Raw genomic sequence first — 16,455 nt, 5'->3', positions numbered from 1 at the left:
AATGACGGAGCACTTATGAGCAAGAAATACTTTGGCACCGACGGTATTCGTGGTCGGGTCGGCGAATACCCTATTACCCCCGATTTCATGCTCAAGCTCGGCTGGGCGGCAGGCATGGCGTTCCGCAAGATGGGCGCCTGCAAGGTGCTGGTCGGCAAGGACACGCGAATTTCCGGCTACATGTTCGAATCGGCGCTCGAGGCCGGCCTGACGTCGGCGGGTGCCGATGTGATGCTGCTGGGCCCGATGCCGACGCCGGCCATTGCCTACCTGACCCGTACGTTCCAGGCCCAGGCAGGCATCGTGATCAGTGCCTCGCACAACCCCCATGATGACAACGGCATCAAGTTCTTCTCCGGCCAGGGTACCAAGTTGCCGGATGATATCGAGCTGATGATCGAGGAGCTGCTGGACACGCCGATGACCGTGGTCGAGTCGAGCAAGATCGGCAAGGTGTCGCGGATCAACGATGCATCGGGTCGCTACATCGAATTCTGCAAAGGCAGCGTGCCGACCGGTACGAGCTTTTCCGGCCTGAAAATTGTTGTCGATTGTGCTCACGGCGCCACCTATAAAGTCGCGCCGAGCGTCTTTCGCGAGCTGGGTGCCGACGTGGTGGTGCTTTCCGCCCAGCCCAATGGCCTGAACATCAACCACAACTGTGGTTCCACCCATACCGAGGCGTTGCAGGCTGCAGTGCTGGCCGAGCAGGCCGATCTCGGTATCGCCTTCGATGGCGACGGTGATCGGGTGCTGATGGTCGATCACACCGGTACGGTCGTCGATGGTGACGAATTGCTGTTCATCATCGCTCGTGACCTGCATGGGCGCGGCAAGTTGCAGGGCGGCGTGGTCGGCACGTTGATGAGCAACCTCGGGCTTGAACTGGCCCTGGCGGACCTGGATATCCCGTTCGTGCGAGCCAACGTGGGCGACCGCTACGTGATCTCGGAGTTGCTGGAGCGCAACTGGGTGATCGGGGGCGAGAACTCCGGCCACATCGTGTGCTTCGACCATACCACCACCGGTGATGCGATCATTGCGGCCCTGCAGGTACTGATGGCACTCAAGGCGCGCAACGAAGGGCTTGCTCAGTCGCGCCAGGCATTGCGTAAATGTCCGCAAGTGTTGATCAACGTGCGTTTTGGTGGCGGTGTGAACCCCCTCGAACATGCGAAGGTCAAGCAGGCCAGCGAGCGTGTGACAGAGGCGATGGCGGGGCGTGGTCGCGTGTTGTTGCGCAAGTCCGGTACAGAGCCTTTGGTGCGTGTCATGGTCGAAGGCGAGGACGAAGCGCAAGTTCGCGGTTATGCCGAAGAGCTGGCAAAACTGGTTACTGAAGTTTCTGCCTGAATTCGGCTTGCCAGTCATGAATCGGTTGGGTAACATCTGCGCCCACTTTGACCGACGAGGTACAGCATGCGTCGCCCTATGGTAGCTGGTAACTGGAAGATGCACGGTACCCGCGCCAGCGTCGCTGAGCTGATCAATGGCCTTCGTCATCTGGCCTTGCCAAGCGGTGTTGATGTCGCGGTATTCCCGCCTTGCTTGTATATCAATCAAGTGATTGATGGCTTGAAAGGCAAGTCGATTTCGGTCGGCGCGCAGAACTCTGCGGTGGAATCCATGCAAGGTGCGTTGACCGGTGAGATTGCACCGAGTCAGTTGGTGGATGCAGGTTGCTCCCTGGTCCTGGTTGGACATTCCGAGCGTCGCCAGATCATGGGCGAGCAGGACAAGACCTTGATCCGCAAGTTTGCTGCGGCCCAGGCCTGTGGTCTGATTCCGGTGTTGTGCGTAGGGGAAACCCTCGCGCAGCGTGAAGCCGGCAAGACCCTTGAAGTTGTCGGGCGTCAGCTCGGCAGCATCATCGAAGACCTGGGTGTTGGTGCTTTTGCAAAGGCAGTCATTGCCTACGAGCCGGTCTGGGCCATTGGTACCGGGCTGACGGCTTCGCCGCAACAGGCGCAGGATGTGCACGCAGCCATCCGCGCGCAGTTGGCGGAAGAGAATTCTGAAGTGGCACGAGGTGTGCGGCTTCTATACGGCGGCAGCGTGAAGGCGGCCAATGCGGCCGAACTGTTCGGCATGCCGGATATCGATGGGGGGCTCATTGGTGGAGCGTCCCTGAATGCAGATGAGTTCGGTGCGATCTGTCGCGCCGCGGGAAACTGAAAAAATGCTGGAAACAGTCGTAGTCGTTTTTCATCTGCTGGGTGCACTGGGCGTAGTTGCCCTCGTATTGCTGCAGCAGGGTAAAGGTGCGGATGCTGGTGCGTCTTTCGGTGCAGGTGCTTCAAATACTGTGTTCGGAAGCCAAGGTTCCTCTACCTTTCTTAGTAAGTTTACTGCTATACTTGCCGCCGGTTTCTTCATGACCAGCTTAGGGTTAGGTTACTTTGCTAAAGAGAAAGCTCACGAGCTGACTCAAGTAGGTTTGCCAAACCCAGCGGTACTGGAAGCGCCCAAGCAACAACCGGCTTCTGATGATGTCCCGGTGCTTCAAGAGCAAAAGTCGGCCAACCCGGCGACTGACGTGCCTCCAGCTCAAGAGCAGAAGTAAGAAGGTTTCAAACGCTGTATTGCCGAGGTGGTGGAATTGGTAGACACGCAACCTTGAGGTGGTTGTGCCCATAGGGTGTAGGGGTTCGAGTCCCCTTCTCGGTACCAATTATCAGGAGAGCCCGCGATTGCGGGCTTTCTTGTAGGTGGAAGGGTTACATTGACCCTGTAAGGGATCGGTCGTATACTTCCGCCCCAGCTTTGTCGCGGGATGGAGCAGTCTGGTAGCTCGTCGGGCTCATAACCCGAAGGTCGTCGGTTCAAATCCGGCTCCCGCAACCAGTTTCAGGGGCCCCTTCCAAGGGGCTTTTTGTTAGCTGGACACTTTATAACGCCGCTATTCGACGGCGTTTCAGGGATGGGCGATTCGCCCATTTTTTTTTATTTGCACAGCATGCACAAACATGCACGAGGGGGTTCAGGTGTCGAGCAAGCTAGAACAGTTGCAGGCCTTGTTGGCCCCGGTGGTCGTGGCCCTTGGCTATGAATGCTGGGGTATTGAGTTTTCGGCTCAAGGTCGCCACTCACTGTTGCGCGTTTATATCGATAAGGAAGGCGGCGTGTTGGTGGATGATTGCGCCATCGTCAGCCGTCAGATCAGCGGTGTACTGGATGTCGAAGATCCAATCACCTCCGAATACACCCTTGAAGTTTCCTCGCCTGGCATGGAGCGCCCCCTGTTCACACTTGAACAGTTCGCTTTGTTTGCCGGTGAACAAGTGAAGATCAAGCTGCGCTCGCCTTTCGAGGGTCGACGCAACTTCCAAGGCCTTCTGCGCGGTGTAGAAGAGCAGGACGTCGTGGTGCAGGTAGATGACCATGAGTTCCTGTTGCCGATCGATATGATCGACAAGGCCAACATTATTCCCAGTTTTGACTGATACGTGCCAGATACTGCGGATCCCGCGGATCCAATGGCTTGCGAAAGGCGAGGCGTACGATGAGCAAAGAAGTACTGCTGGTTGTTGAGTCGGTATCCAATGAAAAGGGCGTACCGGCTAACGTTATTTTTGAAGCGCTGGAGCTGGCTCTGGCCACTGCTACCAAGAAGCGGTTCGAAGACGAAGTTGATTTGCGTGTGGAGATCAATCGCCACACGGGTGCCTACGAGACTTTCCGTCGCTGGACGGTCGTCGAGGAAGCCGACCTGGACGATCCGGCTATCGAAACCTGGCCAAGCAAGGTTGCAGAAACGCACCCGGGCGCCAAGGTTGGTGATGTCGTCGAAGAAAAAATCGAATCCATTGAGTTCGGTCGCATCGCTGCACAGACTGCCAAGCAGGTCATCGTGCAGAAAGTTCGCGAAGCCGAGCGTGCGCAAGTGGTCGACGCTTATCGCGAGCGCCTGGGGGAAATCATCTCCGGCACCGTGAAAAAAGTGACCCGCGACAACGTGATCGTCGACCTGGGCAACAACGCCGAAGCGTTGCTGGCTCGCGAAGACATCATCTCTCGCGAAACTTTCCGGGTTGGCGTGCGTTTGCGTGCGCTGCTCAAGGAAATCCGCACCGAGAACCGGGGCCCGCAGCTGATCCTGTCGCGTACAGCGCCGGAAATGCTGATCGAGTTGTTCCGCATCGAAGTGCCGGAAATTGCTGAAGGCCTGATCGAAGTCATGGCCGCCTCCCGTGATCCGGGTTCGCGTGCCAAGATCGCGGTCCGCTCCAAGGACAAGCGCATCGACCCGCAAGGTGCCTGCATCGGCATGCGTGGTTCGCGTGTCCAGGCCGTATCCGGCGAGTTGGGCGGCGAGCGCGTGGACATCGTCCTGTGGGACGACAACCCGGCTCAGTTCGTGATCAATGCCATGTCGCCTGCTGAAGTGGCGGCAATTATCGTCGACGAAGATGCCCACGCCATGGACATCGCCGTTGGCGCAGACAATCTGGCTCAGGCCATCGGTCGCGGTGGTCAGAACGTGCGTCTGGCCAGCCAATTGACTGGCTGGACCCTGAACGTGATGACCGAATCGGACATCCAGGCTAAACAGCAAGCTGAAACCGGCGACATCCTGCGCAACTTCATCGAAGAGCTTGAAGTCGATGAAGAGCTGGCGCAGGTGCTGGTGGATGAAGGCTTTACCAGCCTGGAAGAGATTGCCTACGTACCGGTGGAGGAAATGCTCAACATCGACGGCTTTGACGAGGAAATCGTCAACGAGCTTCGCGCTCGGGCCAAGGATCGTTTGTTGACCAAAGCCATCGCTACTGAGGAAAAGCTGGCAGACGCCCATCCGGCCGAAGACCTGCTCTCGCTTGAGGGCATGGACAAGGATTTGGCGATGGAACTGGCGGTGCGCGGCGTAATTACCCGCGAAGACCTGGCCGAGCAGTCTATTGACGATCTGCTCGACATCGACGGCATTGACGATGATCGTGCCGGCAAGTTGATCATGGCCGCCCGAGCCCACTGGTTCGAGTAATTAGGCGCGGCCTGAGGAGAGAAGTGCATGACGCAAGTCACGGTGAAACAACTGGCCGATGAGGTCAAAACACCGGTAGAGCGCCTGTTGCAGCAGATGCGTGAGGCAGGTCTGCCGCACACCGCCGCCGAGGAACATGTGACCGACAGTGAGAAGCAGTCCCTGCTGACTCACTTGAAGAGCAGTCACAAGGCTAAAGTGGAAGAACCGCGCAAGATCACTCTGCAGCGTAAAACCACCAGCACCCTGCGTGTTGCCGGTAGCAAAAGCATCAGCGTTGAAGTACGCAAGAAGAAAGTCTTCGTACAACGCAGCCCGGAAGAAATCGAAGCCGAGCGCAAACGCGAACAGGAAGAACGTCGCGCAGTAGAAAATGCTGCTCGTCAGAAGGCTGAAGAAGAAGCCAAGCGTCGCGCCGAAGAAGAAGCGCGCCGCCAGCCTGCTGCTGCGCAAACCGCTCCGGTAGAAGCCGTCGAGGCTGTTGCCCCGGTCGCCGAACCTGTGCGCGAAGCCGCACCAGTCGTGGCACCGGCGCCGGCTCCAGCCGATACTCGCAAGCGCGATGAACAGCGTCGTCCGGACAAACCACGTGCCGACGACAACCGTCGTGGCAGTGGCGATGGCGAGCGCAAGAACGCGCCTCACCGTGCGTCGGTCAAGGAAAAGGCACCAGCACCTCGTGTTGCGCCACGTACCACCGACGAGGAAAGCGATGGCTTCCGTCGCGGCGGTCGCGGCAAGGCCAAGCTGAAGAAGCGCAACGCCCACGGTTTCCAGAGCCCTACCGGCCCAGTCGTGCGTGAAGTGAAGATCGGCGAGACCATCACTGTGGGCGATCTGGCCCAGCAGATGTCGGTCAAGGCTGCTGAAATCATCAAGTTCATGTTCAAGCTGGGTACGCCAGCCACCATCAACCAGGTACTGGACCAGGAAACTGCCCAACTGGTTGCTGAAGAGCTGGGCCACAAAGTGACCCTGGTCAGCGACACCGCCCTGGAAGATTCCCTGGCCGAGTCTCTGAAGTTTGAAGGTGAGGCGGTTTCCCGTGCGCCGGTCGTGACCGTAATGGGCCACGTTGACCACGGTAAAACCTCCCTGCTCGACTATATCCGTCGTGCGAAGGTAGCAGCAGGTGAGGCTGGCGGTATTACCCAGCACATCGGCGCCTACCACGTTGAAACCGACCGCGGCATGGTGACGTTCCTCGACACCCCGGGTCACGCCGCGTTTACCGCGATGCGTGCCCGTGGTGCCAAGGCGACCGACATCGTGATCCTGGTGGTTGCAGCGGACGACGGCGTCATGCCGCAAACCATCGAAGCCGTTCAGCATGCCCAGGCAGCTGGCGTGCCGCTGGTGGTTGCAGTGAACAAGATCGACAAGCCGGGCGCCGATCTCGATCGCATCCGCAGCGAACTGTCGGTCCACGGCGTGACCTCCGAAGAGTGGGGTGGCGACACTCCATTCGTTCCGGTCTCGGCGAAGATGGGTACCGGCGTTGACGAACTGCTCGAAGCCGTTCTGTTGCAAGCCGAGGTTCTGGAACTGACCGCTACACCTTCGGCTCCTGGCCGTGGTGTGGTTGTTGAATCCCGTCTCGACAAGGGCCGTGGCCCGGTTGCGACCGTCCTGGTCCAGGACGGTACCTTGCGTCAAGGCGACATGGTGCTGGTCGGCTCGAACTATGGCCGCGTGCGTGCCATGCTCGACGAGAACGGCAAGTCCATCAAGGAAGCCGGTCCGGCTATCCCGGTCGAGATCCTCGGCCTGGACGGCACCCCGGATGCTGGCGACGAGATGAGCGTTGTGGCTGACGAGAAGAAAGCCCGTGAAGTGGCTCTGTTCCGTCAAGGCAAGTTCCGCGAAGTCAAACTGGCTCGTGCTCACGCCGGCAAGCTGGAAAACATCTTCGAGAACATGGGCCAGGAAGAGAAGAAGACGCTCAACATCGTCCTCAAATCCGACGTCCGTGGTTCGCTCGAAGCGTTGAACGGCGCCTTGAATGGCCTGGGTAACGACGAAGTGCAAGTGCGTGTGGTCGGCGGCGGTGTCGGTGGTATCACCGAGTCCGACGCCAACCTGGCACTGGCTTCCAACGCTGTACTGTTCGGCTTCAACGTGCGTGCCGATGCCGGCGCTCGCAAGATCGTCGAGCAGGAAGGCCTGGATATGCGTTACTACAACGTGATCTACGACATCATCGAAGACGTCAAGAAAGCGTTGACCGGTATGTTGGGCAGCGACGTGCGGGAGAACATCCTGGGCGTGGCCGAAGTTCGCGACGTGTTCCGTTCGCCGAAGTTTGGCGCCATCGCCGGTTGCATGGTGATCGAGGGTGTCGTTCACCGTAACCGTCCGATCCGTGTACTGCGTGAAGACATCGTGATCTTCGAAGGCGAGCTGGAATCCCTGCGCCGCTTCAAGGATGACGCTTCCGAAGTACGTGCCGGCATGGAGTGCGGTATTGGCGTCAAGAGCTACAACGACGTCAAGGTCGGCGACAAGATCGAAGTCTTCGAGAAGGTCCAGGTTGCTCGCAGCCTCTAACTCGCGCACTTCAAGAGCCGCACCGGGCAGCCGCATGAACATGCACTGCCTGGCTGGCGGACTCTAAACGCAACGCCCGGTCTGGCTTTTGCCAGGCCGGGCGTTTGCCGCTTTCAGACCTCGCGGGTTTCACCGTGGGGCAGTAACAGGTAACAAGACATGGCAAAAGAATACAGCCGTACCCAACGAATCGGCGATCAGATGCAACGCGAGCTGGCCCAGCTGATCCGTCGCGAAGTCAAAGACCCGCGCGTCGGCCTGGTCACCATCACCGCAGTGGAAGTCAGCCGTGACGTCGGTCACGCCAAGATCTTCATCACCGTGATGGGGCAGGACAGCGCCGAAGAAATCGCCCAGAGCATCAAGGTGCTCAACTCGGCCGCCGGCTTCCTGCGTATGCAGCTGGCCCGGGAGATGAAGCTGCGCAGCGTCCCACAGTTGCACTTCCACTACGACGAAAGCGTCGCACGGGGTGCGCATCTGTCGGCACTGATCGAGCGCGCCGTGGCGCAAGACAGCCAGCACCCGGTTGCGGCTGACCCCGAAGACACCAAGGAGTAATCGGTGGCTCAGGTCAAACGTATCCGTCGTAACGTCAGCGGTATCATCCTGCTCGACAAGCCGCTGGGGTTCACCTCCAACGCGGCGTTGCAGAAGGTTCGCTGGCTGCTCAATGCTGAAAAGGCCGGGCACACCGGTAGCCTCGATCCGCTGGCCACCGGCGTGCTGCCGCTGTGCTTTGGCGAGGCGACCAAGTTCTCCCAGTACCTGCTCGATTCCGACAAGGGTTATGAAACCCTGGCGCAACTGGGCAAGACCACCACCACGGCGGATGCCGAAGGTGAGGTTTTGCTGGAACGCCCGGTGACCGTTGGTCAGGCGGATATCGAAGCGGTCTTGCCGGGTTTTCGCGGGCAAATCAGCCAGATACCGCCGATGTACTCCGCTTTGAAGCGTGATGGGCAGCCATTGTATAAACTGGCCCGTGCAGGCGAAGTAGTGGAGCGCGAACCGCGTTCTGTTACTATTGCGCGCTTGGAATTGCTGGCCTTTGACGGTAATACTGCGCGGCTGGCCGTGGATTGCAGCAAGGGCACCTATATCCGGACCCTGGTGGAGGATATCGGCGAGCAGCTCGGCTGTGGCGCGTACGTGGCAGAATTGCGACGGACCCAGGCCGGGCCTTTCACGTTGGCCCAGACGGTCACGCTGGAAGAGCTCGAAGCGGTGCATGCCGAAGGCGGCAACGAAGCGGTCGACCGTTTCCTGATGCCATCGGACAGCGGGTTGCTGGATTGGCCGCTCTTGCAGTTCTCGGAACACAGTGCGTTCTACTGGCTCAACGGCCAGCCGGTACGCGCCCCGGATGCGCCGAAGTTCGGCATGGTCCGGGTACAGGATCACAACGGTCGTTTCATCGGTATCGGTGAAGTGAGCGAAGACGGGCGCATTGCGCCGCGTCGACTGATTCGGTCGGAATGACCGGAACCAGCCTGCGTAACAGCAGGTTGGCGAGTGTGGCTGTTAACAGGCACGGTCACTACTCATTTATAGATACAGGGATTTGTCCCTGGCCTGTTGAAGCTGTTTCCTCGGAACAGTTTCCTGACTAAAAGGATTGCCTCATGGCTCTCGACGTTCAAGAAAAAGCTCAAATCGTAGCTGACTACCAGCAAGCTGTTGGTGACACTGGTTCGCCAGAAGTGCAAGTTGCACTGCTGACCGCCAACATCAACAAACTGCAAGGTCACTTCAAGGCCAACGGTAAGGATCACCACTCCCGTCGTGGTCTGATCCGCATGGTAAACCAGCGTCGTAAGCTGCTGGACTACCTGAAAGGCAAGGACGTGAGCCGTTACAGCGCTCTGATCGCTCGCCTGGGTCTGCGTCGCTAATAAGCGATTGCGCTAGAGGTTGGTGGTCTGTCGTGCGTCAGTGGGTTTCCCGCTGGCGCATGGCAGGCTCCCAGCCTCAAGTTTTATCTGGATACACGTTTTACCCTGGACAGGCGTCGGGCCGATTCCCGTCATTGCCCAAGAATTTCGCAAGAAGACAAGTTCCCCAAGAGCCACAAAGAAGGTAGGACACCGTGAACCCGGTAATCAAAAAATTCCAGTTCGGTCAGTCGACCGTTACCCTCGAGACTGGCCGTATCGCCCGTCAGGCCTCCGGCGCAGTGCTGGTCACCGTTGACGACGACGTCAGCGTATTGGTGACCGTTGTCGGTGCCAAGCAAGCCGATCCAGGCAAGGGCTTTTTCCCTCTGTCTGTCCACTACCAGGAAAAGACTTACGCTGCCGGTAAGATCCCTGGCGGTTTCTTCAAGCGCGAAGGCCGTCCTTCCGAGAAAGAAACCCTGACTTCCCGACTGATCGACCGTCCGATCCGTCCGCTGTTTCCAGAAGGCTTCATGAACGAAGTGCAGGTTGTCTGCACCGTCGTGTCCACCAGCAAGAAAACCGATCCGGACATCGCTGCGATGATCGGTACCTCGGCTGCCCTGGCCATCTCCGGCATTCCTTTCGATGGCCCGATCGGCGCTGCCCGCGTCGCGTTCCACGAAAGCACCGGCTACCTGCTGAACCCGACCTACGAGCAGTTGAAGGCTTCGAGCCTGGACATGGTCGTGGCCGGTACTTCCGAAGCGGTGCTGATGGTTGAATCCGAAGCCAAAGAGCTGACCGAAGACCAGATGCTGGGCGCCGTGCTGTTCGCCCACGACGAGTTCCAGGTGGTGATCAACGCCGTCAAGGAACTGGCTGCCGAAGCCGCCAAGCCAACCTGGACCTGGGCTCCGCAAGCCGAAGCCACCGAGCTGCTGGGCGCGATCCGTGCCGAGTTCGGCGAAGCGATCTCCCAGGCCTACACCATCACCGTCAAGGCCGACCGTTATGCACGCCTGGGCGAGCTGAAAGACCAGGTCGTTGCCAAGCTGTCCGGTGAAGAAGGCCAGCCGTCTTCCGCTGAAGTGAAAGCGGCTTTCGGTGAAATCGAATACCGCACCGTTCGCGAAAACATCGTTAACGGCAAGCCGCGTATCGACGGTCGCGACACCCGCACCGTACGTCCGCTGAACATCGAAGTCGGCGTCCTGCCAAAGACCCACGGTTCGGCACTGTTCACCCGTGGCGAAACCCAGGCCCTGGTCGTTGCCACGCTGGGCACCGCCCGTGACGCGCAACTGCTGGACACCCTGGAAGGCGAAAAGAAAGACCCGTTCATGCTGCACTACAACTTCCCGCCGTTCTCGGTGGGCGAGTGTGGTCGCATGGGTGGCGCCGGTCGCCGCGAAATCGGTCACGGCCGTCTGGCCCGTCGTTCGGTCCAGGCCATGCTGCCAGCCGCTGACGTGTTCCCGTACACCATTCGTGTGGTATCGGAAATCACCGAGTCCAACGGCTCGAGCTCCATGGCTTCGGTCTGCGGCGCTTCCCTGGCCCTGATGGACGCTGGTGTGCCGATGAAGGCACCGGTTGCCGGTATCGCCATGGGTCTGGTGAAAGAAGGCGAGAAATTCGCCGTCCTGACCGACATCCTGGGTGACGAAGACCACCTGGGCGACATGGACTTCAAAGTGGCCGGTACCGCCAAGGGCGTCACCGCACTGCAGATGGACATCAAGATCAAGGGCATCACCGAAGAGATCATGGAAATCGCCCTGGGCCAAGCCCTGGAAGCGCGCCTGAACATCCTCGGCCAGATGAACCAGATCATCGGTCAGTCCCGTACCGAGCTGTCGGAAAATGCTCCGACCATGATCGCGATGAAAATCGACACCGACAAAATCCGTGATGTCATCGGTAAAGGCGGCGCGACCATCCGTGCGATCTGTGAAGAAACCAAGGCTTCGATCGACATCGAAGACGACGGTTCGATCAAGATCTTCGGCGAAACCAAGGAAGCGGCAGAAGCAGCACGCCAGCGCGTCCTGGGGATCACCGCAGAAGCCGAGATCGGCAAGATCTACGTCGGCAAGGTTGAACGCATCGTCGACTTCGGCGCGTTCGTCAACATCCTGCCGGGCAAGGACGGCCTGGTTCACATCTCCATGCTGAGCGATGCTCGCGTCGAGAAAGTGACCGACATCCTGAAAGAAGGCCAGGAAGTGGAAGTGCTGGTACTGGACGTGGACAACCGCGGCCGTATCAAGCTGTCCATCAAGGACGTCGCAGCAGCCAAGGCATCGGGCGTTTAATCACCCCATCGCCTGACCGCTGAACAAGCAAACGCCCCGACTGGTTCGGGGCGTTTTGCTGTGTGACGAAAATCCCTGCCAGGCAGGTTGCCTGGCCACGGGAGACGGTGCTAGTTTTAGCCACCGCCCGTGTAGCTCAGTCGGTAGAGCAGCGCACTCGTAACGCGAAGGTCGCAGGTTCGATTCCTGTCTCGGGCAAGATTTCCCCCTCGTTATTTCACCTTCCTGCTCAGTTCCTCGACCGTGCGTTTGAGCTGGTCCATCTCTCGATCCTGATCGCTGAGTTCCCGTTTCAGGGACGAAATCTCGCTGTTGCTCGAACTCGAACTGGAGCCGCTATTGCGCTTGAGTTCTTCCACTTGCTTGCCAAGGTCGTTCAGGTCGCGTTCCTGTTCCTTGACGGTGCGCTTGAGCTCGTCAATCTCCTTGCTGCTGGAGGTGGAGCTGGAGCCGCTGTTGCGCTTGAGTTCTTCGATCTGGCGGGCTTGCTCGCTGAGGGTGCGCTTTTGGTTTTCCAGTTCGTCAGCATTACTTTTCACGGTTTTCGGCAGGCTTTCCAGGACGCTGGCGCTGACATCGGTCTTGACGAGCTTGTACTTATCGAACTGGTCATAGTGAAGGGCGGGAATGGCATCGTTGTCAGACGGCCCATCGGAGGAGACTTCAACCGCCGCTTGAGTCACGTCAGTCAAGGTCAGGCTACCAAGCAGCAAAGTCGCGGTGACAAGTTGGATCGACGAGCGTTTCGAAAAGCTGCGCATCACTGGGGTTCCTTGTGAAGTGCCGGCATGGCACATGGCTATGACTGGTTATTTTGACAGATGTTCCCAAGCTCCCCTGGTTTCTCGGGCGCATGGTTTTTTTGTGGGATAGATGTAAAGAACCGTGTAAATCGTCGGCAAAACATCCTATATTCGTTGCCTGCATGTGCATCGCCCAGCAGTTTTCAGATGATCCCCGAATGGTTCTGAAGGCCAGATAAACCGGGCTTCACACGGTTTTTTGCGTCAGAGAGATCCTTGATGATCCAGATCCATCTTCCATTCCCCCGATCAACGAGAACGCCATGACTGTTAAAGAATTGACCCAGGAAGCCAGGCACGAAGAAGCGCTGAAGAAGTACGTGCTGGATGCGCCCCAGTTGCTGGAAGAGATCAAGGACTTGTCTGCCGACGATCAAAAGGACCAGATCCAATGGGCGTTCGAGGACGAGGCTGAAGCCCAGGGGCTGCAACCCTGGGAGTTGACGCTCAAGTACACCAGCACGCCTGAGGAGTTCGAGGTGCAGCGCCTTGCGTTGCACAAGGAAGCGGCCGAGGTGCTGGGTGTGGAATGGGATGAGTACTGCGAGATGAACAATCTGGTGGTCTGAAAAAAACGCCAGCCTTTCAAGGCTGGCGTTTTTCGTTGTCAGAGGCTCAAGCGCATCGACAGGTCCACTGCCTTCACATCCTTGGTCATCGCGCCGATCGAGATGTAGTCCACCCCGGTCTCGGCAATCGGGCGCAACGTGCTTTCGTTGATCCCGCCGCTGGCCTCCAGCTTCGCCTTGCCGCCATTGAGGCGCACAGCCTCACGCATGTCGTCCAGGCTCAGTTCGTCGAGCATGATGATGTCGGCGTTGGCCGCCAGCGCTTCGTTCAACTCCGCCAGGCTTTCCACTTCGATTTCCACCGGTTTGCCCGGTGCGATCTTGTGGGCGGCCGCGATGGCCTGGGCGATCCCGCCGCAGGCGGCGATGTGGTTTTCCTTGATCAGGAAAGCGTCGTACAGGCCGATGCGGTGGTTATGGCAGCCACCGCAGGTGACCGCGTACTTCTGGGCCAGGCGCAGGCCGGGCAGGGTCTTGCGGGTGTCCAGCAGCTTGACCTGGGTCCCGGCGACAAAGTCGGCCAGGTAACGGGCCCGCGTGGCGACGCCCGAGAGCATTTGCAGGAAGTTCAGGGCGCTGCGTTCGCCGGTCAGCAGCGAGCGGGCCGGGCCCTCCAGGTGGAACAGCGCCTGATCGGGGCTGACCCGGTCGCCGTCGTGCACTTGCCAATGCACCGCGACACGCGGATCCAGTTGCCGGAACACGGCATCGACCCAGGCCGTGCCGCTGATGATCGCCGCGTCGCGGGTGATGATGGTGGCCTTGGCCAGGCGTTCGGCGGGGATCAGTTGCGCGGTGATGTCGCCGCTGCCGATGTCTTCAAGCAACGCACGGCGCACGTTGGCTTCGATTTCGGCGGTCAGATCGGCGAGGCGTAGATTCGGCATAACGGGCTCCACAAACAAAGTGGCCCGATTATAGGGTGTCGAAACCTGCATTTGGTCGCGTCCTCGCAACATTTCCTCATTTTCCCGGTCACTTATTGCGCCGTATTTCGAGCTGGATCACAGAGTCTGCTGGTACGACAGGGTTGTTTTACCTGATAATCCGCCTTTCGATTGACGTCATAGCTTTGACGTTGCGAGCCGAAAACCGTTTCAGGAGGCCAGGATGCACAACGACGGGAATGTAGTGCCTTTACACAAGGTGCCTACCGATCAGGCGAATCGCTCGCCGCTCGCCCGCCTGCCTGTGATTCTGCTTCAGGTTCGCGACAAGGCCGCCCAACAGTTGCGCCTGGGCTTGCAGGGGCTGTTCGATAACGCCGACGACACCTTGTTTGAAATGGCCGACCGGGCGCGCGACGACGTCGAGCAGAACCTGTACTTCGAGGCCATGCGGGACCTGCGCCTGAAGCGCAAAAGCATCGAGCGGGAATTCATCGAGCAGTTTTTCGAGACCTTCGTCAGCCTGGCCCAGTACGACCTGACCCACGCCAGCTTGGCGCCCGCCCTGGCGCCGGACGGCCAGACCCAGCGCTCCCACGATGAGCTGGAACGTCATCTGGCGGTCGAGGCCATGGTCACTCGGGTGCTCAGGCGCGATGGCGTGTCGCTGGAGCAACTGACGGCCCGGCTCGGTGTGCTGTTGGACCGACCGCTGGCCAACCAGTACAACCCCCTGAGCCCGGCACTGCTGTGCGAGAAGTTCCTGCAGGCCGGGCGTAACCTGGGCGTGGGCATCAAGGTCAAGCTGATCCTGCTCAAGCTCTTCGAGCGTTATGTGCTCAGCGAGTGCGACCAGCTCTATACCGAGGCCAATCAGTTGCTGGCCGCCACGGGCATCTTGCCGGAGCTCAAGGTGACCCCGGCGCGCCGGGCGTCGGATCGTTCCGAGGATAACCCCAGGCCCAGCGCCGAAATCGCTGCCAAGCCCAGCGATGCCGAGGTCGACGACAGCGTGCAGGAAGTGTTCACCGCCTTGCAGAAGCTGTTGATGCAAGTGCGTGGCAGTGTGGCGCCGACCCTGGAAGCCAGCGCGTCGCCCCAGCCGATCTCGACCCGTGACCTGCTGCGGTTGCTCTCGCATTTGCAGCAGTACGTCCCAGCGCCTGCCGTGCAGGATGAATTCGACCTGCGTAGCCAGCTCGAACAACTGTTGACCCGGGTCAGCGTCAGGAGTGGCAAGTCCCGGGTGGTCGAAGGCGCCGATGAGGACGTGATCAATCTGATCTCGATGATGTTCGAATTCATCCTCGACGACCATAACCTCCCGGACTCCTTCAAGGCCCTGATCGGTCGCCTGCAGATCCCGATGCTCAAGGTCGCGGTGCAGGACAAGAGCTTCTTCAGCCGCGGCAATCATCCGGCCCGGCGGCTGCTGAACGAAATCGCCGCCGCTGCCATGGGCTGGGGCGATTGCGACGACCATCAGCGCGACAGCCTGTATTTGCGCATCGAACAAGTCGTGCAGCGCTTGTTGAATGATTTCGTCGATGACCCGGCGATTTTCTCCGAGCTGCTGGCCGATTTCCTGGCCTTCACCAGTGACGAGCGGCGCCGCAGCGAGTTGCTTGAGCAGCGTATCCGTGACGCCGAAGAGGGCCGGGCCAAGGCCGAACTGGCGCGACAGCGCGTCGAAGGGGCGCTGAACCAGGTGATGCTGGGCAAAGTCTTGCCGCAATCGGTGGTGGAGTTCGTGCAACACGCCTGGAGCCAGGTGTTGCTGCTGACCTGCTTCAAGCACGGCAAGTATTCCGCCGAGTGGCAGGCCGACGTCCTGACCCTGGAGCAATTGATCTGGAGCGTCCAGCCTCACGACGAGCCCGACGCTGGCCTGCGTTTGCTGGCAATGGTGCCCGAGTTGCTCAAGGCCCTGCGTGACGGCCTGAGCCGTTCGGCGTTCGACCCGTTCGCCACCAGCGAGTTTTTCAGTGAGCTGGAAGTCCTGCATGTGCAGGCGCTCGAACGCACGGGCCAGGCAACGGAACAGGCCCCGCCGTTCGATTCGCCGGCGATGGTCGAGGTGCTGGAAAAAATCGTCCTGCGCCCTCCGCAAAAAACGGCGGTGGAGAGCGTGGCGGTGCATTTGCCGGCGGATGATGTCGGCCTGCTGCAAGTCGATCAGTTGCACCTGGGGAGCTGGGTCGAGTTCCAGGAGGACGATGACAATACCCTGCGTTGCAAACTGGCGGCGATCATCGAGGCCACGGGCAAATACGTCTTCGTCAATCGCACCGGCCTCAAGGTGCTGGAGCACAGCCGCACCAGCCTGGCCCTGGAGTTTCGTCGCGGCGCGGCGCGGCTGTTGGACGACACCCTGTTGTTCGATCGGGCGCTGGAGTCGGTGCTGGGCAATCTGCGCCAGCTCAATCGCGGCAAGTGATCGCGCAGTCCGGTCCGATCACGGCATACTGAC

At 59.5% G+C, this 16,455-nt stretch carries 14 protein-coding genes and 3 tRNA genes; 15 read left to right on the top strand and 2 right to left on the bottom strand.

All coding sequences use genetic code 11. The features are described 5' to 3' along the window. Positions 1 to 15 precede the first annotated feature (15 nt). From glmM to J4E53_RS03120, 13 genes are all read left to right on the top strand, one after another. The gene (gene glmM / locus J4E53_RS03180) at positions 16 to 1,353 is read left to right on the top strand and encodes a phosphoglucosamine mutase (protein WP_060739220.1); all 1,338 of its coding nucleotides are present in this window, start codon (positions 16 to 18) and stop codon (positions 1,351 to 1,353) included. 66 nt (positions 1,354 to 1,419) lie between these two features. Beyond that, on the top strand, positions 1,420 to 2,175 hold the full coding sequence (tpiA, locus tag J4E53_RS03175; RefSeq protein ID WP_060739219.1) for a triose-phosphate isomerase: 756 nt from the start codon (positions 1,420 to 1,422) through the stop codon (positions 2,173 to 2,175). A 4-nt stretch (positions 2,176 to 2,179) separates the two neighbouring features. Next, positions 2,180 to 2,563 carry a preprotein translocase subunit SecG gene (gene secG, locus J4E53_RS03170; protein WP_003197714.1) on the top strand — a complete coding sequence of 128 codons (384 nt, stop codon included), beginning with the start codon at positions 2,180 to 2,182 and terminating at the stop codon, positions 2,561 to 2,563. Positions 2,564 to 2,584: 21 nt separating this feature from the next. Next, positions 2,585 to 2,670 (top strand) — tRNA-Leu (locus tag J4E53_RS03165). A 97-nt stretch (positions 2,671 to 2,767) separates the two neighbouring features. Further along, positions 2,768 to 2,844: transfer RNA gene (locus J4E53_RS03160), tRNA-Met, on the top strand. A gap of 140 nt (positions 2,845 to 2,984) precedes the next feature. Next, complete coding sequence (gene rimP, locus J4E53_RS03155; RefSeq protein WP_053118762.1) at positions 2,985 to 3,443, top strand: ribosome maturation factor RimP; 459 nt, start codon at positions 2,985 to 2,987, stop codon at positions 3,441 to 3,443. Between the two features lie 59 nt (positions 3,444 to 3,502). Next, positions 3,503 to 4,984, top strand: coding sequence for a transcription termination factor NusA (nusA, locus tag J4E53_RS03150; protein ID WP_003177868.1), 1,482 nt, complete (start codon positions 3,503 to 3,505; stop codon positions 4,982 to 4,984). Between the two features lie 27 nt (positions 4,985 to 5,011). Continuing rightward, positions 5,012 to 7,531 carry a translation initiation factor IF-2 gene (infB, locus tag J4E53_RS03145; RefSeq protein WP_060739218.1) on the top strand — a complete coding sequence of 840 codons (2,520 nt, stop codon included), beginning with the start codon at positions 5,012 to 5,014 and terminating at the stop codon, positions 7,529 to 7,531. Positions 7,532 to 7,690: 159 nt separating this feature from the next. Further along, entirely contained in the window at positions 7,691 to 8,092 is a 402-nt protein-coding gene (rbfA, locus tag J4E53_RS03140) for a 30S ribosome-binding factor RbfA (RefSeq protein ID WP_060739217.1), read from the top strand. A 3-nt stretch (positions 8,093 to 8,095) separates the two neighbouring features. Continuing rightward, positions 8,096 to 9,013 (top strand): tRNA pseudouridine(55) synthase TruB, encoded by a 918-nt coding sequence (gene truB, locus J4E53_RS03135; RefSeq protein ID WP_060739216.1) that lies wholly within the window; start codon positions 8,096 to 8,098, stop codon positions 9,011 to 9,013. Between the two features lie 143 nt (positions 9,014 to 9,156). Further along, complete coding sequence (gene rpsO, locus J4E53_RS03130) at positions 9,157 to 9,426, top strand: 30S ribosomal protein S15 (RefSeq protein ID WP_011332409.1); 270 nt, start codon at positions 9,157 to 9,159, stop codon at positions 9,424 to 9,426. A gap of 194 nt (positions 9,427 to 9,620) precedes the next feature. Then, positions 9,621 to 11,726 (top strand): polyribonucleotide nucleotidyltransferase, encoded by a 2,106-nt coding sequence (gene pnp / locus J4E53_RS03125; RefSeq protein ID WP_060739215.1) that lies wholly within the window; start codon positions 9,621 to 9,623, stop codon positions 11,724 to 11,726. 125 nt (positions 11,727 to 11,851) lie between these two features. Then, positions 11,852 to 11,924, top strand: a tRNA-Thr gene (locus J4E53_RS03120). A 14-nt stretch (positions 11,925 to 11,938) separates the two neighbouring features. On the opposite strand, the gene J4E53_RS03115 is transcribed toward J4E53_RS03120, so the two are convergent. After that, positions 11,939 to 12,487, bottom strand: coding sequence for a hypothetical protein (locus J4E53_RS03115; RefSeq protein WP_060739214.1), 549 nt, complete (start codon positions 12,485 to 12,487; stop codon positions 11,939 to 11,941). Between the two features lie 305 nt (positions 12,488 to 12,792). Here J4E53_RS03115 and J4E53_RS03110 point away from each other — a divergent pair, with 305 nt between their 5' ends. Continuing rightward, complete coding sequence (locus J4E53_RS03110) at positions 12,793 to 13,098, top strand: DUF6388 family protein (protein WP_060739213.1); 306 nt, start codon at positions 12,793 to 12,795, stop codon at positions 13,096 to 13,098. Positions 13,099 to 13,136: 38 nt separating this feature from the next. On the opposite strand, the gene nadC is transcribed toward J4E53_RS03110, so the two are convergent. Beyond that, on the bottom strand, positions 13,137 to 13,985 hold the full coding sequence (nadC, locus tag J4E53_RS03105) for a carboxylating nicotinate-nucleotide diphosphorylase (protein WP_060739212.1): 849 nt from the start codon (positions 13,983 to 13,985) through the stop codon (positions 13,137 to 13,139). A gap of 223 nt (positions 13,986 to 14,208) precedes the next feature. Here nadC and J4E53_RS03100 point away from each other — a divergent pair, with 223 nt between their 5' ends. Next, positions 14,209 to 16,422: a DUF1631 domain-containing protein gene (locus tag J4E53_RS03100; protein WP_103308366.1), complete on the top strand. Its 2,214-nt coding sequence runs from the start codon at positions 14,209 to 14,211 to the stop codon at positions 16,420 to 16,422. Positions 16,423 to 16,455 lie beyond the last annotated feature (33 nt).

It is taken from the genome of Pseudomonas sp. FW305-28 (assembly GCF_017351395.1).
Lineage (GTDB): Bacteria > Pseudomonadota > Gammaproteobacteria > Pseudomonadales > Pseudomonadaceae > Aquipseudomonas > Aquipseudomonas fluorescens_AA.
Note: the sequence above shows the minus strand (reverse complement) of the source record. Positions and strands in the feature narration are given on the sequence as shown.